The sequence below is a fragment of the Saxibacter everestensis genome (assembly GCF_025787225.1).
Classification (GTDB): Bacteria; Actinomycetota; Actinomycetes; order Actinomycetales; family Brevibacteriaceae; genus Saxibacter; species Saxibacter everestensis.
This window is the reverse complement of sequence record NZ_CP090958.1, coordinates 3,170,222-3,194,875: the sequence shown is the minus strand read 5'-3', so window position 1 is coordinate 3,194,875 and position 24,654 is coordinate 3,170,222. Positions and strand designations below refer to the sequence as shown.

The window sequence follows — 24,654 nt, the reverse complement described above, 5'->3', positions numbered from 1 at the left end:
GGTTCTCACGCCTCTTCCTGCAATCGGGACGGTTCTGCGGGAACAGGCTCTTCAGGAGCCGGGGGGCTTCGGCGAAGGACGTGGAACACGATGTTCAGCGAGACGGCGATAATCGTGCCCGAGGCGACGCCGCTCTTCAGGAAGATCTGGCACCAGTCCGGGAACTGCGTGTAGAACGCCGGCGCACCGGCGGGAACCAGGCCGACTCCTAGGGCTAGCATCACGATCACCAGGTTGCTGCTCTGGTTGAAATCGACCTTACCGAGGATCTGAAGGCCTGCCACCGCGAGGGCGGCGAAGGTCACGACCGCAGCCGCGCCGACCACGGGCTGTGGAATTGCCGCTACCACTCGGCCAATCGGCTGGAAGATTCCGAGCGCGACCAGGAGCACGCCGCCGACGATTACCGGATAGCGACTGCGAACCTTGGTGAGTGCGATCAGCCCGATGTTCTGTCCGAACGTTGTGTACGCGAAGCCGTTGAACACACCGCTGATCGCAGTCATCAGCCCGTCAACGCGGAGCAGCCGGGTGATCTCCTCCGGGCCGACCTTCTTGCCGACCACCTGACCGACCGCGAGCCCCTGACCGGTTCCCTCGACCATCAGGACGAAGACGATCACCAGGAATAGCAGGATCGACGGCACGTGGAACTCAAGCCCGCCGAAATGGAAGGGCCGCATCATCCCGATCACCGGACCATCCGAGATGCCGGCCAGGCTGCCGATGCCGGTCGCCCAGCCGACGATCGAGCCGATGACGAGGGCGAGCAGGATGGACAGCTGACCGAGCAGGCCGCGGAACACCCGGTAGAACACGACCATCAGGAACATGGTCAATGCCGCCAGTCCGATGTGCTTCGGGTCGCCGTATCCGGGACCGGCCGGATCGGGCCCCGCGATCAACCGCAAGCCGATCGGGATCAGGGTCAGTCCGATCAACGCGATGACGGTTCCGGTCACCACGGCCGGGAAGAAACGGAGCAGCCGGCTGAAGAACGGTGCAATGAGCATCCAGATCACGCCGACCACGAGCAGTGACCCGTACACAGTGGGCAGGCCGCGGTCCTCGCCGACCAGAACCATCGGGACGATTCCATTGGACGCCGCGCCGACGACCAGCGGCATCCGGATGCCGAACTTCCACACGCCCAAGGCCTGCAAGATGGTGCCGATTCCGGACAGGATCAGGTCGATGCTGACCAGGTCGGCGATCTGTTCCTCGGTCAAGCCGAGGCTGGCCCCGACGATGATCGGCACGACGACGACGCCGGCGTACATCACCAGGATGTGCTGCATCCCGAGCAGTACCGTGCTGGGGAAAGGTAGTCGTTCGTCCACGGCGGACTGGTTCGCGGAGCGTTGCTTCTTGACCATAGCTTCACTGCCTCACTGTTCGGGGCGTCAGCCGGGTCGCCGCCCGGTTGAGGTCCCCCGGCCGCGCGGCGATTGCCACAGCACCTACGGGGCGAATGCCCTTGCTATTGCTGGCTGATTACTCGGTTGAACAGGTCACCCATTGACGTCCCTTCCTCGACGAACGTTCAGCAACAAGTTGAGGAGGAACGCTGCGATACCACCGGCGGCAATACCACTTGTGAGCACGATGTTGAGCGCGCCGGGCAGGTGCTGGTACAGCTGCGGGGCGCCGACCGGCAGGAGCCCGAATCCGAACGAGACGGCGACAATGAGTAGATTGCGCCCGTCGGTCAGGTCGGCCTGGCCGATGATCTTGATGCCGATTGCGCCGACAGTGCCCAACATGACGACTCCGACGCCGCCCAGCACGGGGCCAGGGAGTGAAGCCACGAACGTGCCGAGCTTCGGCAGGAGGCTGATGATGATCAGGAAGATTCCCGCGGTTGCCACGACGAACCGGCTCATGACCTTGGTGATGGTCACCAAGCCCACGTTGTTGCCGAACGTAACGATCGAGGGTGATCCGAAGACGCCGGCCAAGACCGTGCCGGCCCCGTCTGCCCGCAACGCGCGGGCAACCTCGTTCGGACCGATCTTTCTGTTGACGATCTGACCGATCGCGAGGGTGTCGCCGACGGACTCGACCATGTTGACCAGTTGCACGATCAGCATCGGGATGATCGCGGCGATCGGGAACGTCGGCAGGCCGAACTCGAACGGCCGGACGAACCCGACCAGGTCGGCGTCCTTGACCCCCGAGAAGTCGGTCAGTCCCAGTGGTATCGCGACCAATGTGCCGACGCCGAGCGCGATCAGGATGGCGAACCGGCCGACCGCGGGCGGAGCGAACCGCTCGAGTCCGATGACTAACACGATGGTGAACAGGGCGAGCAGCAGCCCGGTGGCCGAGCCGTAGTCGGCTGCCGCGGGATCCGGACCGGCGATCAGGTTGGCGGTCGAGGGCAGAATGGAGAAGCCGATGATGGCGATGATCGTACCGGTCACGATCGGCGGGAAGAACCGCATCAGCTTGCTGAACCACGGCGCCACCAGCCAGGTGAGTGCGCCGGCGACGAGGGTTGCCCCGAACACCGCCGGTAGCCCGGCGTCATTACCGATGACGATTGCCGGGCTGATCGCGGTGAACGTGGAGCCCATCACGATCGGGAGTCGCACCCCGATGTTGAATAGTCCCAGAGTCTGCAGGACCGTCGCAATCCCGCAGACCAGCACGTTCGCGCTGACCAGGACGGCGATCTGCTCGGTGGACAGCCCGACCCCGACGCCGATCAACAGGCTCGTCGTGATCATGCCGGAGTAGGCCACGAGTACGTGCTGCAACCCCAGCGGGATCATGTGCAGCAGGCGTGGGGCGGTATCGACGGCATCCTTGATCGGGATGTCGCCGGCGGTCGCGGACTTGTTTCGCTTCTTTCGGAATGAGAGGAAGGTCATGACGCACTCCCGTGGTCCCACGCCTGGAGCAGGCCGGTCATCCCGGCGCGGGCGACGACGTCGTCCGCGTGTCGCCGCGCGTCGTCCAGCGCCGCCTCCTCATCGACCAGCAGACAGCGTCCGTCTCGGTAGATGAATTCGCCGCCGACCATCGTCCATGAGATGTCACTGGGCTGCGCCGAGTAGACCAGGGCGCTCACGGCGCGGTGCATCGGATTCAGATGCGGTGCGGACAGGTCGACCGCGACGATGTCAGCGAGCCGGCCGGCCTCGAGGATGCCGGCGTCGACGCCGGCATAGCGGGCGCCTTCCCGGGTGGCGAGCTCCAGTGCCTCCTCAGCCCGGACAACTGTCGGATCCTCGGTGCCGAGCCGCTGCGCGAAGATCGTGAGCTTCATCGCCTCGAACATGTCTTCGCGATGCCCGCAACTGGGGCCGTCGGTGCCGAGTGACACCGGGACACCACGGTCAAGGAGGTCGCGCAGACGCATCGTGCCGGAGGCCAGGTAGGCGTTGGACGCCGGGTTGTGCGCCACACCGGCACCGGCCGCCGCGATCGAGTCGATCTCGCTGTCGTCCAGCCAGACCGCGTGCGCGAGGGTGGCCCGCTCGTCGAGCAGTCCCTCGTCGGCGAGCCACTGCACCGGACGCTGGCCGTATTCCTCGACATAGCTACCCGGGTCGCCGCTGCCTTCGCAGCAGTGTGTGTGCCAGCGGGTGCCCAGCTCAGCGGCCAGCTCGATGGCGCCGCGGACGAGGGAGGGCTCGACGTAGGTGAGGTTGAGCGGCGCCGGCCAGATGGCAACCTTCTCACCGCTCGGCCGGGCCTCAATGCACTCCCTCGTGATCGCCAGCTCGTCGATTGCTGAATACCGGAACAACTCGGCGGGCTGCCCACGCCGCTTGGCGATGCGCGACGGCTCGCCAACGATGCCCCGCGCCACGGCGCCGCGCAGGCCGACCTGCTCAATCGTTTCGGCCACGGCCAGGGTCGTCTCCGGGTCGGCCGGGGCGTAATGATTGTCGATCACCGTGGTGATGCCCGCCCTGGCTGCCTCGATGGCGCCGAGCCGGACACCGGCTATAGCGTCGGACGGTTGCATGGCGATCGAGTACGGCCACATGAATTCACAGAGCCAGGGGACGATGGACATCCCCTCGCCCAAGCCCTTGGCCAGGGATTGGTACAGATGGTTATGGCCGTCGACGAAACCAGGGATCAATGCCTTACCGGCGCAATCGATCCTGGTTGTCGCCTCCCAGCCGGCAAGTTCGATCTCGGGGCCGACTGCGGCGATTCTGTTGCCGGTTATTGCAATGGCGCCCGGGCTATGCACGGTTCTGTGGTCGTCGATCGTGAGCACGATGGCTCCCGTGAGCAGGATGTCGCATCGATGTTCGCCTGCTGCGGGGGATTGCTGATGGATTTGAGAGCTGGCCGGTGGCATTGTGCCTACTTCCCTGGCAGCGTCATCGCCGCCTCATCGTTCGAGCTGACTCCGGGATCGAACTCCCCAACGAGCGGGGATGAATCTGCCGAAACGGTTGACCCAGGGGTCCTGGGAGGTCACCGGCGCTTTTGACGGGGGTGCGTCGAGATTTCATGTAATCCCGGCTCGAAGGCGGTTGTCAAGAGGTTTCGGGGACGATTTTCTATCGCTAACCGTTGCTTTCCATCCAGGGCCAGTCGTAAAGCCGACGAGCAAAAAGAATTACATGTTGTTCTTGACGGATCGGGTTTCCATGTGCTGAGCTGCAGAGGCAAGCCCGAAGGTGCGGCATGCCGCGGCCGGGGACAAGTTAATCCCAATGGAGGCCACTATGATCATCGATACCCATGTCCACCCCACTAACCTCGTCGACGAGGCTTGGCGGCACACCGGCGAGCCATTCAACGGCGAACGCACGCTCGAGATGATGGACGGGCCGTTCTGGCTGAATGGCAAGCCGCGTCGCGTCGACGTCAGCTGCATAATGCCCCCGCCGGGGAATACGCAGTGGCGTGAGGGCAATCGAACCGGGCGGGAGGGCATCCGGGATTACCAGGCGTACGTCACCTCCCTGGTGCAGAGGTATCCCGACCGGTTCGTTGGCAACTTCATCTACAATCCCCGGTTCGGTCCGGAGAACGGTGCCAAGGAGCTGGAGTTCCACGTCAAGGAGCACGGGTACAAGATGCTCAAACTCCACGCCAACATGCACTCGTACCGGCCCGACCGGGCGCTCGACTGGCTGCGGCCGGCGATGCGGGTATGTGATGAGCTCGGCGTGATCGTGCTCATTCATACTGGTGACGGACCGTACTCGATCCCGACGCAGTTCTATCCGATCATCAGGGAATTCCCGAACGTCACGTTCATTCTCGGGCACTTCGGAATCCAGACCGGCGGCGTGTACTGCTTCGAGGCGTTCTGGATGATCCAGGACTCGACGAACGTGATCGGGGAGTCCGGCTGGCTGCTTCAGTCGCGGATCGTGGAGTTCGCAAAGGAGATGAAGAAGAGCAAGATGGTTTTCGGCACCGATTCTCCTCCGAACGAGCCGGGAATGTGGGCCCGCGAACTCGAGGTTCTTTGCCACAAGCCGCCGCAGGGACTCAACCTCTCCGAGGACGACCTCGAGGGGTACCTGGGCAACAACATGGCGAAGCTCCTCGGTCTGCAGCCCACGCCCCCGCCGAAGGACGAGGCCCAGGCTCAGGCGTATCTCCGGGGCGACATCACCCAGGCGTCGGCGACGAATTCGCATGCCTCGGACTACGCGGGGTACGAACCAACCGCTTGGGCGGAGGAGGCCGCCGCCGACGCCGCTGCGGTCACCGTCTGAGTGCGCTACTCGGCGGGCCGTCGCTCGCAGTAGCGGCGCGGTCAGGCCAGGTGTGACAGCTGGGCACGTCAGGCCAGGTGTGACAGCTGGGGGCGGAGTCGGTGTTTCACCGGCTCCGTCCCTGCCGGAACAGCCCGGGCAAGGCGGACCCGCAGGCGAGCGACGTGGCGCTGGGCGGCGGCTTCGGCCGCGTCAGCGTCGCCGGCGATCATCGCGTCCAGAATGAGTCGGTGCTCATCGAGTGCGAGGCGGGGCGCTTCCGGGCTGCGCCACAGTGAGTGCAGGGCGATATGGGAACGGCCGACGATCGGCTCCAAAGCGAATGAGAGGTGCGGATTCCCTGCGAGGTCGCGGATCTCGCGGTGGAACCGCATGTCGAGCTCGATGTGCGCGGCGTTGTCGGCCCCGGCCTGGACGACGACCTCGTGGTCGGCGACAATCTCCTTCAATACCTCGAGGTGGGAGCTGTCCAGGTGCTCGGTTGCCAACCGGGCCGCGACGCCCTCGAGGGCCTCGCGCACGACGTAGAGCTGACGGAGGTCCTCGACATCGACCCGGCTGACCTCCGCACCGCGGTACATCGCCTGGGTCGCCAGGCCGTCGTGGATCAGTCGTAGCACGGCCTCGCGCACCGGGCTGCGGCTGACCTTGAGCTGCCGGGCGAGCTCGGGGACGCTCAGTGATGTGCCGGGCGGCAGTTCGTTGCGCAGTACGGCGAGTTTGAGGGTCTCATACGTCTGGTCGGCCAGCAGGCTCCGTTGCTCCGCTGTGCTGTCCTGTTCCAATCTTCTGGCCTCCCTTTAGCCGGCGCCGCGATCGCTGCCGAAATTTACATGTAATGCCAGTCTAGCTGCTCCGTCCCTCCGCGCATCCACAGCTCGCCCGCGGGATGAGGTGGACGTCGAGGACGTGGCTGTCCCGGCTGGTGAGTAGCGATGACACCGCCGCTGTCGCCAGGTCGTCGAACGAGCGCCCGATCGTGGTCAGGGTGGGCCAGCTGTGCGCGGCGGGCGCCGTTGCCCCGAACCCGACAACGGCCAGGTCGGTGGGGACCCGTAAACCGAGCTCATGGGCCACGGTCAGGACGTCGATTGCCAGGCCATCCGCAGCAGCCACGATTGCCTGTGGGCGCTGTGGCCCTTCCAGCCAGGCGGTGACCTCTCGCTTGGTTGAGTGCCGGTCGAGGCCGGTCCTCAGTACCCGAGTCGGGGCGAGGCCGGCGCTACTCAGAGCCTCCAGGCAGCCGCGGGCGCGGTCGGCCACCGGGCCGGTGTGCGCCTGTCCGGTGAGGCATCCAACCTCTCTGTAGCCGTGTGTCAGCAGGTGGTCGGTGATGGCTCGTCCGCCGCCAACGTCGTCCAGTCGCACGGAAGGCGCCTGTGCCCCGGCCGGCGGTTGGCCATTGAGATAGACGACGGGTACGTCGACGTCCGGAATCGGGTGGCCGTTCCTGTCATCCACCTCCGCGGGGACGAGTAGTAGCCCGTCTACCCGCATGTTCGACAGTGATTCGGCGTACTGCCGCTCGCGCTCGGCGGAAAAGCCTGAATTTCCCAGCAGTACGAGCGACCCCTGTGCGAACGTCGCGCGTTCGACTGCGCGCACCAACTCGGTGAAGTAGGGCTCCCCGCTATCCGGAACGATAAGTCCGATGGTGTTGCTGCGAGTGGAGCGTAAAGCCCGGGCGACGAGGTTGGGTCGGTATCCGAGCTCGGCAATGGCGGCCAGGACGCGCTCCCGGGTCGAGGCGGCGACGGGACGCGGCCCATTATTGACAACGAAGCTGACGACGGCTGGGGAGACCCGAGCTCGTCGCGCCACGTCATCGCGGGTCACTCGGCGCACGACTTAAGGTCCTCTCTTCCAATCGCCTCATGTTCGAGTGCTGCCCAATCTTCCATTTGCCAATCGTAGTCACGAGAACAAAAAAGCTTGACAGTCGGGGTTTACACGTGTTGACTCGGCCTCTAAGCACGGCATTCCGGGTTAGCGCACACGAAGAAGTGTGCGGTGCTAAGTGGCGGATGCCCCATCTCATCCAGGAGATCGACATGCCACACACCCAGGTACGGAGCGCGGAGACCAGCGGCGTCGGCCAGATCGGTTCGAGCCAGAGGCGCCCGGATGCGGCGTTGAAGGTCAGTGGCCAGTTTGCCTACTCATCGGACCTCTGGATGGACGGCATGGTCTGGGCGACCACACTTCGCAGTCCGCATGCTGCGGCCCGGATAGTCGCCATCGACACCAGCCTTGCCCTCGCGGTTCCGGGTGTGCGGGCGGTGCTTACGCATGAGGACGTGCCGGGGGCCAAGACGTATGGGATGAAGGTTTCCGACCAGCCTGTCCTCGCCATCGATGAGGTCCGCTATCAGGGCGAGTCGGTCGCGCTCGTGGCGGCCGATGACCCCGAGGTCGCCCGGCAGGCCGCCAAGCTGATCCGGGTCGAATATGAGGTCCTTCAGCCGGTCACCGATCCGGAACGCGCGCTCGAGGACGAACGACCGGTCCATCAGGACAGCAACCTGGTCAGGCACGTGAAGATCAGGCGCGGCGACATGAGTCAGGCCAGGGACGAGGCCGAGGTGGTTGTCACTGGGGATTACGAGATGGGTATGCAGGATCAGGCATTCCTCGGGCCTGAGTCGGGGCTTGCTGTCCCGACCGAAGACGGAGGAGTCGAGCTCTACGTGTCCAGCCAGTGGCTGCATAAGGATCTCGAGCAGGTTGCCCCGTGCCTCGGCCTGGAGCCGGACCGCGTCCGACTGACTCTCGCCGGCGTAGGTGGAGCGTTCGGCGGCAAAGAGGATCTGTCCGTGCACGTGCATGCCTGCATGCTCGCGCTGCGGTTGGGCAGGCCGGTCAAGATGGTCTACAACCGGCAGGAGTCGTTCTTCGGACACGTGCATCGGCACCCGGCCAGAATGCGGTTCGAGCATGGCGCACGCCGGGACGGGCGGCTCGTCTACGTCAAGGCCAGGCTGCTGCTCGACGGCGGGGCCTACACCTCGACATCTCCGGTCGTCATCGCAAACGCCAGCTACTTTGCCGCCGGTGCGTACGAGGTGCCAGTGGCCGAAATCGACGGCATCGCGGTTTACACCAACAACCCGCCCTGCGGTGCGATGCGCGGTTTCGGAGCGGTGCAGTCCTGCTACGGCGTCGAATCCAATATGGACCGACTGGCGACCGCGCTCGGCATGGATCCGGTGGAGTTGCGCAGACTAAACGCGATGACCACCGGGACTGTGCTCCCGACCGGGCAGGAGGTGGATGGCCCGGCGCCGGTGGCCGAGCTGTTGCAGAGCCTTGAGGAACTGCCGATGCCGCCCGCCGTCGACTTGGAAGCCGACATTCGGGCACTGCCGGGCGGCGTGTCCAACACCACCCATGGCGAAGGGCTGGTGCGAGGGGTGGGCTATGCCGTAGGAGTCAAAGCGATCGGCTACTCCGGCGGCGTGGACGACATCTCCACGGCGCGGATCAGGCTGACGGTGAGCGGTGGCGCTCCCGTGGTCAGCGTGCACACGGCCGCGGCGGAATGCGGTCAGGGGGTGACAACGGTTCAGGCCCAGATCGTCAGTACCGAACTCGGGGTCTCCCGGGTCGTCATCCTGCCTGCCGACACCACGATCGGGGATGCGGGATCGGCATCTGCATCCCGGATGACCTGGATGTCCAGCGGGGCGGTGCAGCGGGCGTGCCGATTTGTCGCGGCCGAGATACTTGGCCGCGCGGCAGAACGCGTGGGCATTCCGGCCTCCGCACTGACGCTCGCGGAGGATGGCGTCGTCAACGCCGCAAGCGGCGAGGCTGTGGTGACGATCGCCGAGCTGGTCGATGACGTGATCGAGCGGGAGGCTGAATTCCACCACCGCAAGACAGAGACGATCGACCCGGAGACCGGACAGGGCGACGCCCACATCGCGTTCGCGTTCGCCGCGCACCGCGCCGTGGTGGATGTCGACACCGAGCTCGGCTTGGTCCGCGTGGTCGAACTGGCCACCGCTCAGGACGTCGGGAAGGCAATGAATCCGATAGCCGTCGAGGGGCAGATCGAGGGCGGCAGCGTGCAGGGCCTCGGTCTGGCTCTGATGGAGGAGATCCTGGTCGACTCCGGCGGGCTGGTGCGCAACCCCTCATTCACCGACTATCTGATCCCGACGATCCTGGACGTCCCGTCGATGCCGATCCGGCTCTTCGAGTTCCCGCACCCGGACTCGCCGTACGGGCTGAACGGCGTCGGCGAGCCACCCACCCTGTCCTCCACCCCGGCGATCCTGAACGCGCTTCGCGACGCGACCGGCCTCGATCTGCCGCGCGCGCCGGTCCGGCCCGACGACATTGCCCTGGCCGGCGTTCGCACAGAGACACCTCGCCAAGAAGGGATGAAGAAATGAAGTTTCTGCAACCGCACAGCTGGTCTGAGGCGCTCGCGGCGAAGTCAGCCCACCCCGATGCCGTGCCCATCATGGGCGGCACAGACATCATGGTCGAGCTGAACTTCGATAGGCGACGTCCGGCCGCCCTGCTCGACCTGTCCCGCATCCCAGACCTTGCCGATTGGACCGCCTGCGATGGCCGGATCCGGTTCGGGGCCGGCGTCACCTATCGTCGGCTGATCGACGAGCTGGGCGATCGGCTTCCCGGGCTCGCGATGGCCGCCCGAACGATCGGATCACCGCAAATCCGGAATCGGGGCACCGTGGCGGGAAATCTCGGGGGTGCCTCCCCCGCGGGGGACTCCCATCCCGCGCTGCTGGCCGCCGGCGCCGAGGTGGTGATTGCCTCGTCCAGGGGTAGACGGGTGGTACCCGTGTGCGACTTCTACCTCGGCGTCAAGCGGAATGTGCTCGAAGCAGACGAGCTGATCGAGGCCGTGGAGATTGCCGAGGCGACCGGACCGCAACAGTTCTGCAAGATCGGAACCCGTAACGCGATGGTGATCGCCGTGAGTTCGTTCGGGCTCGCGCTGCATCCGGTGGATCGGGCCGTTGGCACCGGGATCGGCTCTTCTGCCGTGACCCCGCGCCGCGCGTATGCGGCCGAGCAGTTCCTCGCCGACGCACTCGAAGCGAGCGGGCTGTGGCAGTCCAGGGCTCAGCTTCCGGACGCGCTGACCACCGAATTCGGGCGCCGAGTGAGCGGAGCGGCATCGCCTATCGACGACGTCCGTGGCACCGCGAACTACCGCCTGCACTCGTTGTCCGTCATGGCCCGCAGGTCCCTCACGTGGGCCTGGCACGACTATCAGAAAGCAGCGTGAGGATGCGCATCACGACAAAGATCAACGGAGAGCCACGCGAGATTGACGACGCGTGGGAGGGCGAGAGTCTGCTCTACCTGCTCCGGGAGCGGGTGGGCCTTCCGGGCTCGAAGAACGCCTGCGAGCAAGGTGAATGCGGTTCCTGCACCGTTTACCTCGACGGGGACGCAGTGTGTTCGTGTCTGGTCGCGGCTGGGCAGGCGCAGGGGAGGGAAGTCACGACGGTCGAGGGTATCGCCGACGAGGCCGGACTGCACCCGGTGCAGCAGGCATTCATCGCAGCCGGAGCCGTGCAGTGCGGATTCTGCACTCCTGGGCTGATCGTTGCCACTCACGACCTGCTGGAACGGAGCCCTGAGCCGAGTGAGCTGGAGATTCGAGAGGCGCTGGCGGGGAACCTCTGCCGGTGCACCGGCTACGCAAAGATCCTCGACGCCGTGCGCCAGGCTGGGAACCAGCTGAGGGCCGCGGGAGCCACATCTCAGGGCGAGGCATCCCAGGGCGAGGCGGATAGGTCCGGCGGATGACGTCGCTGCGGGGTGAGGTACCGGGTCTGGCTGACATCGGGGTCGGCGCCCTGGCCTCCCCTCACGTCGTGATGCCGGCGGCCGAGGCCGAACGGATCGCCGGCAGGTTCTGGGGCCTGGACGTCCGGGCGGAACGCTTGGCGAGCGAAAAGGACGACACCTTCCGGCTGGCCGACACGACCGGTGACAAGTGGGTGCTCAAAGCGTCGAACCCAGCCGAGCCGGCTGATGAGATCGACTTCGAGGTCAGCCTGATGAGGCATGTGCTCGCTGCGGACAGCGGCGTTCCCGTGCCGCAGATCCTGCCGGCACGCGACGGGCTGCCGGTCGTCTCGGTTGAGGACGACGCCGGCCAGCGTCGACTGGTTCGAATCATGACTTACTGCGTGGGGACGCCCCTGGACTCGGTCGACTGCAGGCCGAGCGAGCGGGAACAGGTTGGGGAGTGCCTGGCCCGGCTGCGGCAGGCGACGAGGTCGTTCAGACACCCGGCCGAACGCCGCGTGCTTATCTGGGACGTGCGTAATCTCCCGGCGTTGCGCCCACTGGTGAGCACGATCGACGACCCGGACAAACGCGAGATGCTCGACGCGGCCATTTCCCGCTTCCTGCCGATGGTCGACTCGATCTGCCGGTTGCGGTCCCACGTTCTCCACAACGACTTCAGCCAGTCAAATCTCATTGTCGAGCAGGGTGCGGAGCCGTTCATTCGCGGCGTCATCGACTTCGGCGACGCCGGGCATACCGCCATCGCGATCGACGCCTCGACCGCGATGCTCAATCAGCTCCCGGCAGACATGACGCGCGACTCGGCCGACGATGTCTTCGGCAACGCCCGCGACGTTCTTCGCGGCTATTTCCGGTACGCCGACCTCGACTCAGACGAAGTACGCCTCATTCCGCACCTCATTATGGGCCGGGTGGTTTCCCGAGCCCTGATCACCCTGAGCCGCGCAGCTCTGATGCCGGACAACTCGGCCTACATTTTGAGGAACACGGAGCAAGGCTGGGGCCAACTCGAGTGGTTCCTCAGTCGGACGAACGAAGAAGTGAGCGCCGCGCTACTGTGAAGCTCGGAGAAGAGGGTTAGGAAGTTGATGAGCAGTACAGCAAATACGTCGAACCTCACGATGGTGAATGCCTTCGATCCGGAGAAGGCTTCCGGACTCGATCCGAAAACGCAAGAGATGGTCCGTCGTCGAGAGAAGCTGCTCGGGCCGGCATATCGCCTCTTCTACCAGCAGCCGGTCCAGGTGGTCCGAGGAAGCGGCACGAGGCTCTGGAATCCGGACGGCGAGGAGTACCTCGACGCCTACAACAATGTCGTGCCGGCCGGACATGCAAACTCGCGCGTGACCGCCGCCGTCCACCAGCAGATGCAAACTTTGTCGACCCATACAAGGTACTTGCAGGACGGCATCCTCGATTACGCTGAGGATCTCCTGGGGACGATGGGCCCGCTGGGTGACACCGGGCACGTGATGTTCACCTGTACCGGTTCAGAAGCTAACGACCTCGCGCTTCGGATCGCCAAGCACCACACCGGGCATGAGGGGATCATCGTCACCTCTGAGGCATACCACGGAAACTCCGAGCTGACCTCAGGCTGCTCGCCCGCCCTTGGGTCACGAGCACGGCTGGGTACCTGGGTCCGGCAAGTCCCGGCGCCGGACTCCTACCGCATACCCCGTGAGCAACTTGCCGATCTGCTCGTTGAACACGTTCGCGAACAGATCGCTGATCTGCAGCGGCGGGGTCAGGGGCTCGCGGCATTCATTGCCGACTCCGTATTCTCCTCGGACGGCATCTTCGGGGAACCGACGGATCTGCTCGCGCCGGTAGCGAAGGTCGTCCGGGATGCAGGCGGACTGTTCATTGCCGACGAGGTGCAAAGCGGTTTCGCCCGCACCGGTGATTCCTTTTGGGGCTACCAGAGGCACGGCGTGCAGCCGGACATCGTGACGATGGGCAAGCCGATGGGGAATGGCTACCCGGTGGCGGGCCTGGTCGCTCGGCCGGGTGTCGTCGAGCGCTTCGGAAATGACCAGCGGTACTTCAACACGTTTGGTGGAAACACTGTCGCGATCGCTGCCGCCCAGGCGACGCTCGACGTCCTCCGGGACGACGACCTGTTGACGAATGCGAGAACGATCGGCCAAGTCCTGCGAGATGGAATCGCCGAGCTGAGCCTGCGGTATGAGTGTCTCGGTGACATTCGTGGCGCCGGCCTCTATGTCGGTGTGGAAGTCGTCAGTGATCGTGATGGCAAGGTCCCGGACCAGGCGAGGGCCTCTGCAATCGTCAACGCCATGCGGGACCGGCGGGTTCTCATCTCATCGACAGGTCCTTCGGCCAACGTGCTGAAAATCCGCCCCCCACTGGTCTTTTCATCGGACGACGCAGACTGGTTGCTCAGCACGCTTGCCGACGTGATGTCGACAACCGACGAGGGCTGAAGCTCCAGCAGGATCGATATTGCCGGCCTGACTTTTCGGCAGCCGGTCGAGGCGGAGTCAGCATGTCGGGTCAGAGGTCGTAGGTGCGGGCGGCGCCGTGCAGTTGCTGAATCGCTGACTCCGCAGCGACTGCCGCGGCGATATCCCGGGCCTTGATCAGGCCGGGTTCTTCGATGCCCAACTGCTGTGCGACATCCAGCGCCTGACCGATCAAGGCGTCATCCCGCAGCGCGAATGCCATCGACACGACCAGCAACGCCTTGGTCTGCGGATGCAACTGGCGCACATGTGTGTTCAGTGGCAGGAGCAGGAACGAATCCGGCTGCCGGCCACCGGTCCGCAGCTGCGCCGGCATTCGACCGGTTACCTGACGGGCCAGCACGGCTGCCGCCAGTACGCCTGCCTCGACGAGAACCTCGACTCCGACGCCAAGCTGCCGTGCCATAGCGGCATGGTGGTCGACGCAATACGCCGAGCGGGCGATGTGGCTGACCCCAACTGCGATCACCTCGGTGCTGGCAGGATCGATGTGCGGCGAGGCCCAGACGTCGTCTGCGAACGTCCGATACTGCCGGAAGATCGTCGGGTTCGTACTCGCTGCCTCGCCGATCGCCCTGTCCATCTCACGGTATTCCGACACGGGAGTCCTTTCCGTCAGCCCTGCCCCGAATGTATCCGCAGACGGCATCGGTGACCAGTGACTGGCGACGTTTTGCGCCTCTCGGCGGCTATTCCCATCCGCTGTGCGAAGACCCGCTCAGGATCAATTTGGCCGAAACCCACGATTGCGCCGGTCGACGGTGGCAGGATGTAGCGAAAGTCCGCAATAGTGGCGGCCCCTATCGATTAAGGACGATCGAATGTCGGATCCCGTGATGAACACGGCCAGTGGCGGTACAACCATTCCGGAAAGGCACCGGCTGCCGGTGAAGACCTTGCTCGCGGCAAGTGTCGGAAACGCCGTCGAATGGTATGACTGGACGGTCTACGCCACCTTCTCGATCTACTTCGCCACCCAGATTTTCTCACCGGATGACCCGGCGCTCGCGCTACTGAGCACTTTCGCAACCTACGCCCTGGCGTTCTTCTTCCGTCCTCTCGGCGGCTACATCCTGGGGCGCTTCGCCGATCTTCGCGGGCGCAAGGCAGCCATGATGTTGACAATCACCCTGATGGCCGGCGGCTCGATGGTGATCGCCATCCTGCCGACATTCGAACTGGTGGGTTGGCTCGCGCCCATCCTGCTGTTGCTGGCGCGGATTGCACAGGGCATGTCCCTCGGCGGTGAGGTCGCCAATGCCTCGGCTTATCTGGGCGAGATCGCGCCGCCGGAGCGCCGCGGCCGCTATTCCGCCTTCTTCTATATCTCCACCGGCTCTTCGGTGCTCGTGGCGTCGCTACTCGGCGCGCTGATGGCCAACACGCTCAGCGACGAATCGTTGGCCAGCTGGGGCTGGCGGATCCCGTTCATCATCGGCGGACTCCTTGGCCTGGTAGGCATCTGGCTGCGGCGAGATATGGCCGAGACCGAGCAGTTCGAGGAGAACAAGGCCAAGGCCCAGGCGGTGAAGAACCCGTTCTGGGTGATCCTGCGGGACCATCCCAAAGCCGTGGCCCAAATCGTCGGTATCACCCTGCTGAGCACGCTCTGCTATTACACGTTCTTTTCCGCGCTGACCCCGTTCGCGGTTGGATTCCGCGGCGCGGACGATGGCGAAGTCTTCATTGCGCTTTCGATCGCGACGGCCCTGTTCGTGGCGCTCCAGTACCCGTTCGGCGCGTTGTCCGACCGGTTCGGCCGCAAACCGCAGCTGCTGGTGTGGTCGGCGGCAATCGCCGTCCTGATCGTGCCGCTATCCCTTCTGATCGGGCCGGGTATCGGCAACATGCTCGTCGTGTTCTGTGTCGGTCTAGCCCTCTACAGCCTGCTGAGCTCGTTGGCCCCGGCGATCATGAGCGAGCTGTTCCCGACAGAATTGCGCGGCCTCGGCATCGGGGCGTGGTACAACATCACCGTCGCGATATTCGGCGGGACGGCGCCGTTCGTGATCACTGCGTTGAGCAATGCCGGGCATCCGGATGCGTTCTTCTGGTACGTCGCCGTCGCGGCGGTCATTGCGTTCATTACGATCCTTTCCCTGAAGGAGACGAAGGGATCGGTGCTGCGATGAGCGCGGCGGCGGTCCTGCTGAACAAGGGCTGAGCCAGGGATGGCGCAACGAGGGCGGGGACCGTTTGGTACCCGCCCTCGTCTTTGCGCTACGTCGAACGCAGAGCGCCGGTTTAGCGGTTCAGTTCGGCCTCGGCGTCGAGATCAGCTGCCGGTGAGCCGGCTGCCGATCCAGCGGCAGGTCGAGAATCTTCGGCCTGGATCGGCCCCTCGGTGATGGCGATTTTGCGCGGCTTGGCGCGTTCGCTGACCGGGAGGATGACGTTCAGCACGCCATTTTCGTAGTGCGCGCTGATCGCTTCGGTGTCGATTCCCTGCCCAAGCGTCAGCTGACGCACAAACGAACCGTTCTGCCGTTCGCGGACCAGCCACTTGACACCCTCGGTGGTGCGCAGGTTCTTCTCGGCGCGGATGGTCAGCTGCTGGCCGTCCACATCGACGTCGACCGAACCGGGATCAATTCCGGGTAGCTCGGCGTTCAGGATGTAGCGATCACCATCGCGATACAGATCCATCGGCATCTGGCGCAGGCCGCGTCGCGGCCCGGCGACCCGGTCGAGTTCACGGAATGGATCGAAGGTCATAGCCATTTTCGTTGTTCCTTTCTCGCCCAGCGACTCCTGATAGACGCAACAACCATGAGTCGCTATCGCTCAACTTGCTTACATAGAACAGAACGAAGCGATCCGGAAAAACATTCCCTGGGATGATCGCGATCGCTAAGGTTGGCGCTAGTTCGGATCTTGCCCCGGTTCTCCTGGCACTGAGCAACTGCGAAACCTAGTGGCTGCACCCATACGCATACGGAGGGGGAGCTCGAGCATGATGCGGCGAACTACGGCCGCCGCTCCGTCGGGTGGTGCTCTCCCGACGTTCGGGCCAGCGCAACGAAGAAGATCGCGGCGTAGGTGACGCCGAATGCGATCGTTGATAGCGATACCCCGATAGCCAGGGCGTGCAGTGTTTCGTCGCCAATACTGAGGAAGACAATCTGGGCAATAGCCATGGCAATGGCAGCGGCAAGCCCGGCGCTTGCCGCAGCTGAGCCGTTGAGCACGAGCCTCGAGGGTTTCATAACTTCATCCTTTCCGATGGGTGTTCTCCTTTCGAAACATAGGTAGGCTCGGGGCAACCGGCAATGCTGTCACGATTCGTGGAAAAAGTGTGAGCCAAGGAATGCGCTACAGGTACACCAGGAACTCCATAAATGTTGCCTTCGTCTTCGGTGCCTTGGGTGCCAGCGTCCTCACCGGTCCTGTTCTGATTCGAATGCTGCGAGGGCTATACATCGGCGAGTCCGCCGCCCGGAACATTCTGACGAAAATGCGGAACATGCAGACACTTGATGTCTCCAAGACCGGGCGGACACCCGTGTACCGGCTGGGCCACGGGCTCACTGAAAAGTATCGGGAGATCGAAGGCACCGCCGGCCGGGTCGCCTGGGACGGGTCCTTCCACTCCCTCATCTACGACATTCCCGAGCGGCAGCGCGCCTTCCGCGACAGGTTTCGCTATTTGGCGCAGTACACGGGTTACGGGCTGATCCGACCGGGTGTGATGATCTGCCCAGAGGATCGGCTGCACCGCGTCGCTCACTTTCTTCGGGAGCGTCCTGCCGGTACTAACTTGTTTACGGCGAGGCTAGACGTGCACTCGCTGCGAGAAGCGCGTCGGATGGCGTCCGTTGCTTGGGACCTCGAGCCGCTGGCTGCGGGATACCGCGAGACATTAGGTACCATCCGGCGCGCACGCGACGACGGATTCAAGGCCGGCGCCGACAACGGCTACTGGGAAGGATTCGTGCGCTGGAACAGGCTCTACCAGGAGTTACTGACGCTGCAGCTTGCAGACCCGGAGCTGCCGGAAGAGCTACTGCCGATGGATTGGCCGAGGAGCCGGTTCTCAGAATCGTTGCACCAACTGAATTCTTCCTGGGGTCCGAAAATACAACCATTCCTGCGGACTGTCGCTGCCCAGATGGATCCCGCGGAAAATTGCAAATTCAATCCGCCGCGCTGGGGCGGTGACTGATTCGGTAAATTTCGATTACGGGTAGGTCCTAGCTGGCGCCATCAAGTGCGGGACATCAGTGCGGCTCTCGCTGCCTCGAGTTCCTTCAGTTGCCCGGATGTCTTGTGCCTGCGTTCAACACAGACCTCGATGCGTTCCCGCACGGCATCCCTGGCCTTCACCGCCTTGGTCAGTGCGTCCTTTATATGGCCAGCGACGCTGACGTCAGCCAGGATATTGTCAAACCAGGTGTCGAGAAAGCGCTGGCTGTGTTCCATCGCCAGGGACGCGCCGTGTATCTCCCCGGACACCCCGACCAGCTTCCGGGAGAACTGTGCGAGCCTGAGATCGGCGAGCTTGGCGAGGCTTACAGTTTTGTCGACGTGTTCATGCTTGAGCGAGCTGGTCAGCAGGCTGCCACCGGGATAGGAGTCGTAGATCGTCCACTGCGAGGCCTCCTGTAGATCGTCCACAAGTTCATCGAGTGCCTCGATAGTGGAGCTTCCGGTGGCGATGGCGTCGTCCAATTCCCGCAGCTCGGCCGTGAGCTCGCCCTTCTGCCCGGCGAGTTCAAGAATATGGTCAGACTGCGGTGAGCCTTCCTCCACCAGGTACTGCTCCTTCTGGTGCACGGCATGATCGAGTTCGGATTCGACATCACCAAGATCGCGAATCTCCCTCTGGATCGTCTCGACTTCCTGCGCCAGGGCGTCGCGCCGTGCCTTCGCCTCGGCGGCGATTCCCTTCGCGGCCTCGCCTTCAGCGGTTTGACGCTCGGAATCCGAACCCTTGGAGCCGGAGAAAACCGACCACATCCGATCACCGGAGAATGAGGTAAGCCGCTCGGCCTCGGCATCGCCCACCTGAGCGACATTGAGCTTGTCGAGGAGCTCGCATTCGGCCTCGTCCAGGCGCAGTTGCAATCGTTCGAGTTCGGATGTGAGTTTTTCGTGTTTGCGAACCCCGTCGCGCGCAGCGGAGATCCTGACTTCGATGTCATCTCTCTGGCTCATAGTTGTCAGCATAAGCCTCGGATTACGTCCTGTGCAGGGGTGCAAAGCAGAAAGACCGCGGGGTACTGCGAGTCCTTATCTGTTGTTGTCCGAACGGTTACTTCACGACCGGCATAGGCTGGTGGAGAACCCACGCGATGGCGGACCGGCCGCCCCGCGACGACGCACCGAGGGATATCGTGACTGAGCGATTGAAGAAACTTTCGCCATCCGGGCTGAGCTCCGAGCAGCGCGGGCTGTACGAGACGATCAGCGCCGGTCCGAGGAGCGCCGGGCCCCAGGCTTTTGCGCTGACCGATCAAACCGGCGCGCTGGACGGCCCCTTCAATGCCATGCTGCTTTCGCCCGCGGTCGGCACCGCGCTCCAGCAACTCGGCTCGGCTATCCGGTTTGAGTCAGAGCTCACGCCACGAATCCGGGAGATCGCCATCCTGAGCGTTGCCGGGCATTGGCGCAGCGATTTCGAGACCCGAGCGCATGAGGCTCTCGGACTCCAGGCCGGGCTGAATGAGGATGAACTGGCCTCGCTCCGGGCGATCCAGGTGCCGGAAAGCCTCGATGGCACCGAAGCTCTGGTGCTGCGCGCCAGCCGGGCTCTACTGGCCGACGGCCTGCTCGACAATGACTTGTATCAACAGGTAATCGAACGGCTCGGGGAGAAGAGCGTGTTCGAGCTGTCCACCCTGATCGGCTACTACTCACTGCTCGCCATGCAACTACGGCTGTTCGGGGTTGACGAGGCGCCACTGGCGGCAGAGGACGCCGGCCCAGCGTAACCGGAGTCCTCAGTCGCCGAAGGCGACGAGCATCCCCGCTGCAATGCTCACCGCTACCGCCGCCGGTTCCTTCGCGGTGATCGCAGGCAGGCCGATAGGCGTGGTGATCCGGGCCAGATCCTCTGCCGAATGCCCCTCCTTTGATAGCTGCTGCCGGAACCGGGTCCACTTGGCCGATGAGCCGATCAGCCCAATAGAGGCCAGCTCCGGCTGCCGCAGCGTCGAGTCGCACAACGCGAGATCCTCGGCGTGGTCATGCGTCATGATCAGGACGTGCGTTCCGGTCGGAAGCTCGTCGAGTGCTGCCTCGGGGACCGGCGCATGGTGAACATGCAGCAGCGCGGACCCATCGCGCAGCGGGGCAAGACGCTCGTCGGTGAGCATGTCGGCACGGGAGTCGATCAGCGACAGTTCAATGTCGTGCCGCGACAGGATGCGGGCAACCTCGATCCCGACGTGGCCCACTCCGAAGATTGCCACCGACGGAACCACCCGGATTGGCTCCAGGAGCATTGTCACCTCACCTCCGCAGCATTGGATTCCGAACTCGGCAGGCGCCTTGTCGCTGAGCTTGACGGTTTCCATCACCGGAGACTTGACTGACTTGCGGACCATCGCCCGCGCACGATCGACCGCTGTGGCCTCCAGATTGCCGCCGCCGATCGTGCCCCACACCTCGGCGGCCGCCACGACCATCTTTGCCCCGGCATTCCGTGGGGAGTGGCCTCGGACTGCCGCCAGGGTCACGATGACGCCTGCCTGGCGGCGCGCCCGCAGTGATTCGACGGCTGCCAACCAGTCCATGACTTAGGAACCGGACAGGACGGGTGCACGCTCCGGCGCGGATGCGGACGTAGCGGTCGCCGGAGTTGCCAACTGTTTCGCCTCGGTCAATGCCCAGAAGACAGCTTCTGGTGTTGCCGGTGAGGCGAGCTCGATCTCATATCCGCCCGGGCCGAAGGCGCCGACTGCCTGGCGCAGCGCCTCGCGGACGCTGAAGGCGAGCATCAGCGGCGGCTCGCCGACCGCCTTGGAGCCGTAGATCACGCCATCCTCGTGGGCGCGGTCGAACAGGGTGACATTGAACTCCTCGGGCATCTCGGAGAAGCTCGGCAGCTTGTAGGTGCCCGCCGCCTGGGTAAGCAGCCTTCCGCGGCCCTCCCCGTCCGAGGTGTCCCAACGCAGATCCTCCAGGGTGAGCCAGCCGGCGCCCTGGACGAATCCGCCCTCGATCTGACCGATATCGATCATCGGGGAAAGTGAGTCGCCGACGTCATGCACGATGTCGACGCGACGGGTCCGGTACGCCCCGGTGAAACCGTCGACCTCGACCTCCGTCGCCGCGGCGCCGTAGGCGAAGTACTTGAACGGCGAACCGAACCAGGCTTCGGGATCCCAGTGCAGGCCCTCCGTGCGATAGTAGCCGGATGCCGAGAGCTGAACCCGCTGCATGTAGGCTGCCTGCGCAACCTCGGCGAACGTCAGCTCCTTGCCAAATACGCCCAAGCCGGTGACCCGGCCCTGGGAGAATCGCACATCGCTCGGGTTCACGCCGAGCATTCCGCCGGCAACGACCGCCATCCGCTCCTGGATCTGGTCGCACGCGTTCTTGACCGCGCCGCCGTTCAGGTCAGCACCCGTGCTCGCAGCGGTCGCCGATGTGTTCGGCACCTTGTCGGTCCGGGTCGGCGCGAGCCGCACGGCGGAGCGTTCGACGCCGAGGGCGGTCGCGGCCACCTGGAGCATCTTGGTGTGCAGGCCCTGGCCCATCTCTGCCCCGCCGTGATTGATCAGCACGGAACCGTCCTTGTAGACCAGGACGAGGGCGCCGGCCTGGTTGAAGGCCGCGACATTGAAGGAGATGCCGAACTTGATCGGTGTCATCGCCAGGCCGCGCTTGAGGTTCGGGTTGCTCGCATTGAACGCCTCGATCTGCGCGCTGCGGGCAGCGAATCCCGAGTCCTCCAGTAGCTGTGACCAGATGTCGTGCATTCGCTCCGGATGCCGCACCGGCTGACCGTAGGGCGTCGACTGGCCGGCCGTGTAGAAGTTGCGTCGCCGCAGGTCCGCAGGGTCGATTCCCAGCGCGGGCGCGCACCTGCCGAGGATGTCCTCGATCACGAAAACACCCTGCGGCCCGCCGAAGCCGCGGAAAGCGGTCTGGGACGTCTTGTTTGTCTTGGCGACCCGGCCATCTGCCTCGAGGGCCGGAATGAAGTACGCGTTGTCCAGGTGACACAGCGCCCGGGCGAGCACCGGCTCGGAAAGGTCGAGGCTCCAACCACCATCGGCGGTCAGCGTTGCCTTCAGTGCCAGAATTTTCCCGTCATTGTCGAACCCGGCCTGCCAGGTGACGTAGAACCCGTGCCGCTTGCCGGTCATTGTCATGTCCTGGGTGCGGTTGAGCCGCAGCCGCACCGGGCGGCCTGTCAGCTTGGTGCCGATCGCGGCGATCGCCGCGAGTCCGTGCGGCTGCATCTCCTTGCCGCCGAAGCCGCCACCCATCCTCAGGCACTGCACCGTGACCTCGTTATTACTCAGCCCGAGCACGTGCGCGACGATCTCCTGTGTCTCGGAAGGATGCTGCGTTCCGGCCTGGATGTACAGCTGGCCGCCCTCGTCGTAGTACGCCAGCGAGGCCATCGTCTCGAGATAGAAATGCTCCTGGCCGCTGAACTCGGTCACACCGGAGAACACCCGTGGCGCCGCCGCGAGCGCGGCGTCGGCATCCGCACGCCGGGTTATCCGGTGTGCGCCCTGGTACGAACCGGCCTCGATTGCCTCGGGCACTGTGATCAGGGAGGGCAGCGGCTGATAATCGACCTCAACCGCCTCCGCTCCGAGACGTGCCGCTTCCTGGGTCTCGCCGAGAACCCAGCACACGGCGTGGCCGTAGTACATCACCTCGGTTGGGAACAGCGGCTCGTCGCCCCTGACGCCGGAGTCGTTGACTCCGGGCACATCGGCGGCGGTAAGCACGCGAACGACGCCGGGGACGTCGAGCGCCGGCTCTGTGCGCAGTGCCTTGACGAGCGCGTGGGCGTGCGGAGCCTGCACCGGCCACGCGGTGAGAGTGTCGGCCCGAGAGATCGCAATGTCATCCGTGTACAGGGCCGCGCCGGTGACGTGACCTGCCGCGCTCTCGTGCGGCTCTGGCTTACCGACAACGGGTACTTCTGGGCGCTGGGACAGGGTGCTCATACCGTTACCTCCAACTCTTCTGATGTTTGGCCGAAGAACTTGAGCATCGCCTGCGACAGCATTGCGCTGCGGTATGACGAGCTCGCCCGGTGGTCACTCATTGGTGTTCCCTCGCTGTCCAGCACGGCTGCCGCCGCACGTGCAGTCTCCTCGGTCCATGGCTTGCCGACCAGTGCTGCCTCGGTGTTGCGAGCGCGCAATGGCGTGGCGGCGACCCCGCCGAGGCCGATCCGGGCTGAGGTCACGATGCCGTCCGTGATGTCGAGCGCGAATCCGATCGCGACGCTCGAAATATCGTCGAAGCGGCGCTTGGCGATCTTGTGGAACGCAGTCACCCGGGCTAGCGGCAGCGGAATCCGGATCGAGCGAATCAGCTCGTCCGGACGGCGTACGGTCTTCCGGTAGCCGGTGAAGTACTCGTCGAGTTCGACTTCGCGCTCGCCGTCGACGGACGCCAGCACGACCCGTGCGCCAAGCGCGAGCAGCGCGGGCGGGGCATCGCCGATCGGCGATCCGGTTCCCAGGTTGCCACCAAGGGTGGCGCGATTGCGGATCAGCCGCGAGGCGAACTGCGGGAACAGCTCGGCAAGCAGCGGCACCCTGCCGTCGAGCACGCGCTCGGCCTCCGACAAGGACACACCGGCGCCGATTTCGAGTTCGTCGTCGCCGAACTCCAGCGCGCCCAGCTCCGGCAGGCGGTCGATGGCGATGACGAGTGGCGCGCGCCGACCGCGGAGGTTTACCTCAACGCCCCAGTCGGTCGAGCCGGCCACCGGCACGGCCGTGGGGTTCTCGGCGAGTAGTTGCACGGCGTCCGCGAGCGTGGCGGGCCGGATGAACCGGCCATCGGCTGCCTCCAGCGTGGTCGGTACCGGCTCCGGCGCCGGGCGATCGCGCCGAGCGGCGAACGTGTCATCGGCGGCCGGTTCACCAATCGAGTAGGCAGCATCGCGGATCGGGCGGTAACCCGTGCAGCGGCAGAGGTTTCCGCTGAGCGAGTGCAGATCGAAGCCGTTCGGTCCGTGCTCACTTGCGCCATCTGACGCGCCGCAGGCGGCGGGCACGCTGTCGGCCTGCGCGGCGCCGTCGGCCGGAACGCGGTCCTCATGTGCGGCGCCGTCTGCGGTCGGGGTGCGGTCGCGGCGGTAGAACTCCGCGGCCATGCTGCAGACGAAACCCGGCGTGCAGTAGCCACACTGCGAACCACCCGCTATCGCGAGTTTTTCCTGCACCGGGTGCAGGTTCTCAGGCGTGCCGAGACCCTCCGATGTCACGACCTCCTGGCCGTCTAGCGCGGCGACCGGAACGAGACAGCTGTTAACCGAGGTCCACATCGTGCCGCCATCGCCATCGGACTGGGCGACCAGCACTGCGCACGCGCCGCATTCACCCTCCGCGCAGCCTTCTTTGGCGCCGATCAGGCGATTACCGCGTAACCAGTCCAGGGCGGTCGTGTGCGCTGACGCGCCATTCAGCGGCCGTCGCTGTCCGTTCACGGTGATGTTGGTCTGATCCATTTGGCCCTACTCCTTATGACTG

General features: G+C 64.8%; 21 protein-coding genes. 9 read left to right on the top strand and 12 right to left on the bottom strand.

Annotated elements, in window-relative coordinates:
• Positions 1–5: 5 nt before the first annotated feature.
• The 3 genes from LWF01_RS15085 to LWF01_RS15075 form a co-directional block, all read right to left on the bottom strand.
• The gene (locus LWF01_RS15085) at positions 6–1,376 is read right to left on the bottom strand and encodes a nucleobase:cation symporter-2 family protein (protein WP_349638187.1); all 1,371 of its coding nucleotides are present in this window, start codon (positions 1,374–1,376) and stop codon (positions 6–8) included.
• A 135-nt stretch (positions 1,377–1,511) separates the two neighbouring features.
• Positions 1,512–2,873, bottom strand: coding sequence for a nucleobase:cation symporter-2 family protein (locus LWF01_RS15080; protein WP_349638186.1), 1,362 nt, complete (start codon positions 2,871–2,873; stop codon positions 1,512–1,514).
• Positions 2,870–4,321 (bottom strand): amidohydrolase family protein, encoded by a 1,452-nt coding sequence (locus tag LWF01_RS15075; RefSeq protein ID WP_349638185.1) that lies wholly within the window; start codon positions 4,319–4,321, stop codon positions 2,870–2,872. Before LWF01_RS15075 ends, LWF01_RS15080 begins: the two co-directional genes overlap by 4 nt.
• A gap of 373 nt (positions 4,322–4,694) precedes the next feature.
• On the opposite strand from LWF01_RS15075, the gene LWF01_RS15070 reads away from it, so the two are divergent.
• Positions 4,695–5,699, top strand: coding sequence for an amidohydrolase family protein (locus LWF01_RS15070; protein ID WP_349638184.1), 1,005 nt, complete (start codon positions 4,695–4,697; stop codon positions 5,697–5,699).
• A 68-nt stretch (positions 5,700–5,767) separates the two neighbouring features.
• On the opposite strand, the gene LWF01_RS15065 is transcribed toward LWF01_RS15070, so the two are convergent.
• The gene (locus LWF01_RS15065) at positions 5,768–6,484 is read right to left on the bottom strand and encodes a GntR family transcriptional regulator (protein WP_349638183.1); all 717 of its coding nucleotides are present in this window, start codon (positions 6,482–6,484) and stop codon (positions 5,768–5,770) included.
• Between the two features lie 61 nt (positions 6,485–6,545).
• Positions 6,546–7,544 (bottom strand): LacI family DNA-binding transcriptional regulator, encoded by a 999-nt coding sequence (locus LWF01_RS15060; RefSeq protein ID WP_349638182.1) that lies wholly within the window; start codon positions 7,542–7,544, stop codon positions 6,546–6,548.
• 206 nt (positions 7,545–7,750) lie between these two features.
• Here LWF01_RS15060 and pucD point away from each other — a divergent pair, with 206 nt between their 5' ends.
• From pucD to LWF01_RS15035, 5 genes are read left to right on the top strand one after another with little or no spacing between them, the layout of a single operon-like run.
• Positions 7,751–10,096, top strand: coding sequence for a xanthine dehydrogenase subunit D (pucD, locus tag LWF01_RS15055; RefSeq protein WP_349638181.1), 2,346 nt, complete (start codon positions 7,751–7,753; stop codon positions 10,094–10,096).
• Positions 10,093–10,962 (top strand): FAD binding domain-containing protein, encoded by an 870-nt coding sequence (locus LWF01_RS15050; RefSeq protein ID WP_349638180.1) that lies wholly within the window; start codon positions 10,093–10,095, stop codon positions 10,960–10,962. The genes pucD and LWF01_RS15050 overlap by 4 nt, the downstream gene beginning before the upstream one ends.
• Before the next feature lie 2 nt (positions 10,963–10,964).
• Positions 10,965–11,489 carry a (2Fe-2S)-binding protein gene (locus LWF01_RS15045; protein WP_349638179.1) on the top strand — a complete coding sequence of 175 codons (525 nt, stop codon included), beginning with the start codon at positions 10,965–10,967 and terminating at the stop codon, positions 11,487–11,489.
• Positions 11,486–12,559, top strand: a complete 1,074-nt coding sequence (locus LWF01_RS15040; RefSeq protein WP_349638178.1) for a phosphotransferase — start codon at positions 11,486–11,488, stop codon at positions 12,557–12,559. Before LWF01_RS15045 ends, LWF01_RS15040 begins: the two co-directional genes overlap by 4 nt.
• A gap of 27 nt (positions 12,560–12,586) precedes the next feature.
• Complete coding sequence (locus tag LWF01_RS15035; RefSeq protein WP_349638177.1) at positions 12,587–13,945, top strand: aspartate aminotransferase family protein; 1,359 nt, start codon at positions 12,587–12,589, stop codon at positions 13,943–13,945.
• A 70-nt stretch (positions 13,946–14,015) separates the two neighbouring features.
• Here LWF01_RS15035 and LWF01_RS15030 read toward each other — a convergent pair whose 3' ends face one another.
• A complete protein-coding gene (locus LWF01_RS15030) occupies positions 14,016–14,585 on the bottom strand; it encodes a carboxymuconolactone decarboxylase family protein (protein ID WP_349638176.1) in 570 nt (189 codons plus the stop codon).
• A 220-nt stretch (positions 14,586–14,805) separates the two neighbouring features.
• On the opposite strand from LWF01_RS15030, the gene LWF01_RS15025 reads away from it, so the two are divergent.
• Positions 14,806–16,116, top strand: coding sequence for an MFS transporter (locus tag LWF01_RS15025; RefSeq protein ID WP_349638175.1), 1,311 nt, complete (start codon positions 14,806–14,808; stop codon positions 16,114–16,116).
• Positions 16,117–16,228: 112 nt separating this feature from the next.
• On the opposite strand, the gene LWF01_RS15020 is transcribed toward LWF01_RS15025, so the two are convergent.
• Together LWF01_RS15020 and LWF01_RS15015 are read right to left on the bottom strand one after the other, a co-directional pair.
• Positions 16,229–16,705 carry an Hsp20/alpha crystallin family protein gene (locus LWF01_RS15020; RefSeq protein WP_349638174.1) on the bottom strand — a complete coding sequence of 159 codons (477 nt, stop codon included), beginning with the start codon at positions 16,703–16,705 and terminating at the stop codon, positions 16,229–16,231.
• Between the two features lie 245 nt (positions 16,706–16,950).
• Complete coding sequence (locus LWF01_RS15015) at positions 16,951–17,190, bottom strand: hypothetical protein (RefSeq protein ID WP_349638173.1); 240 nt, start codon at positions 17,188–17,190, stop codon at positions 16,951–16,953.
• An 89-nt stretch (positions 17,191–17,279) separates the two neighbouring features.
• Between LWF01_RS15015 and LWF01_RS15010 the strand changes: the two genes are divergently transcribed.
• Positions 17,280–18,146 (top strand): PaaX family transcriptional regulator C-terminal domain-containing protein, encoded by an 867-nt coding sequence (locus LWF01_RS15010; protein WP_349638172.1) that lies wholly within the window; start codon positions 17,280–17,282, stop codon positions 18,144–18,146.
• A 41-nt stretch (positions 18,147–18,187) separates the two neighbouring features.
• On the opposite strand, the gene LWF01_RS15005 is transcribed toward LWF01_RS15010, so the two are convergent.
• Entirely contained in the window at positions 18,188–19,138 is a 951-nt protein-coding gene (locus LWF01_RS15005) for a hypothetical protein (protein ID WP_349638171.1), read from the bottom strand.
• A gap of 179 nt (positions 19,139–19,317) precedes the next feature.
• Here LWF01_RS15005 and LWF01_RS15000 point away from each other — a divergent pair, with 179 nt between their 5' ends.
• Positions 19,318–19,914 carry a carboxymuconolactone decarboxylase family protein gene (locus LWF01_RS15000; protein ID WP_349638170.1) on the top strand — a complete coding sequence of 199 codons (597 nt, stop codon included), beginning with the start codon at positions 19,318–19,320 and terminating at the stop codon, positions 19,912–19,914.
• A gap of 9 nt (positions 19,915–19,923) precedes the next feature.
• Here LWF01_RS15000 and xdhC read toward each other — a convergent pair whose 3' ends face one another.
• The 3 genes from xdhC to LWF01_RS14985 are packed head-to-tail and all read right to left on the bottom strand — an operon-like array spanning position 19,924 to position 24,632.
• The gene (gene xdhC, locus LWF01_RS14995) at positions 19,924–20,718 is read right to left on the bottom strand and encodes a xanthine dehydrogenase accessory protein XdhC (RefSeq protein WP_349638169.1); all 795 of its coding nucleotides are present in this window, start codon (positions 20,716–20,718) and stop codon (positions 19,924–19,926) included.
• Between the two features lie 3 nt (positions 20,719–20,721).
• Positions 20,722–23,115 (bottom strand): xanthine dehydrogenase molybdopterin binding subunit, encoded by a 2,394-nt coding sequence (gene xdhB, locus LWF01_RS14990; protein WP_349638168.1) that lies wholly within the window; start codon positions 23,113–23,115, stop codon positions 20,722–20,724.
• The gene (locus tag LWF01_RS14985) at positions 23,112–24,632 is read right to left on the bottom strand and encodes a xanthine dehydrogenase small subunit (protein ID WP_349638167.1); all 1,521 of its coding nucleotides are present in this window, start codon (positions 24,630–24,632) and stop codon (positions 23,112–23,114) included. The genes xdhB and LWF01_RS14985 overlap by 4 nt, the downstream gene beginning before the upstream one ends.
• Positions 24,633–24,654: the final 22 nt, after the last annotated feature.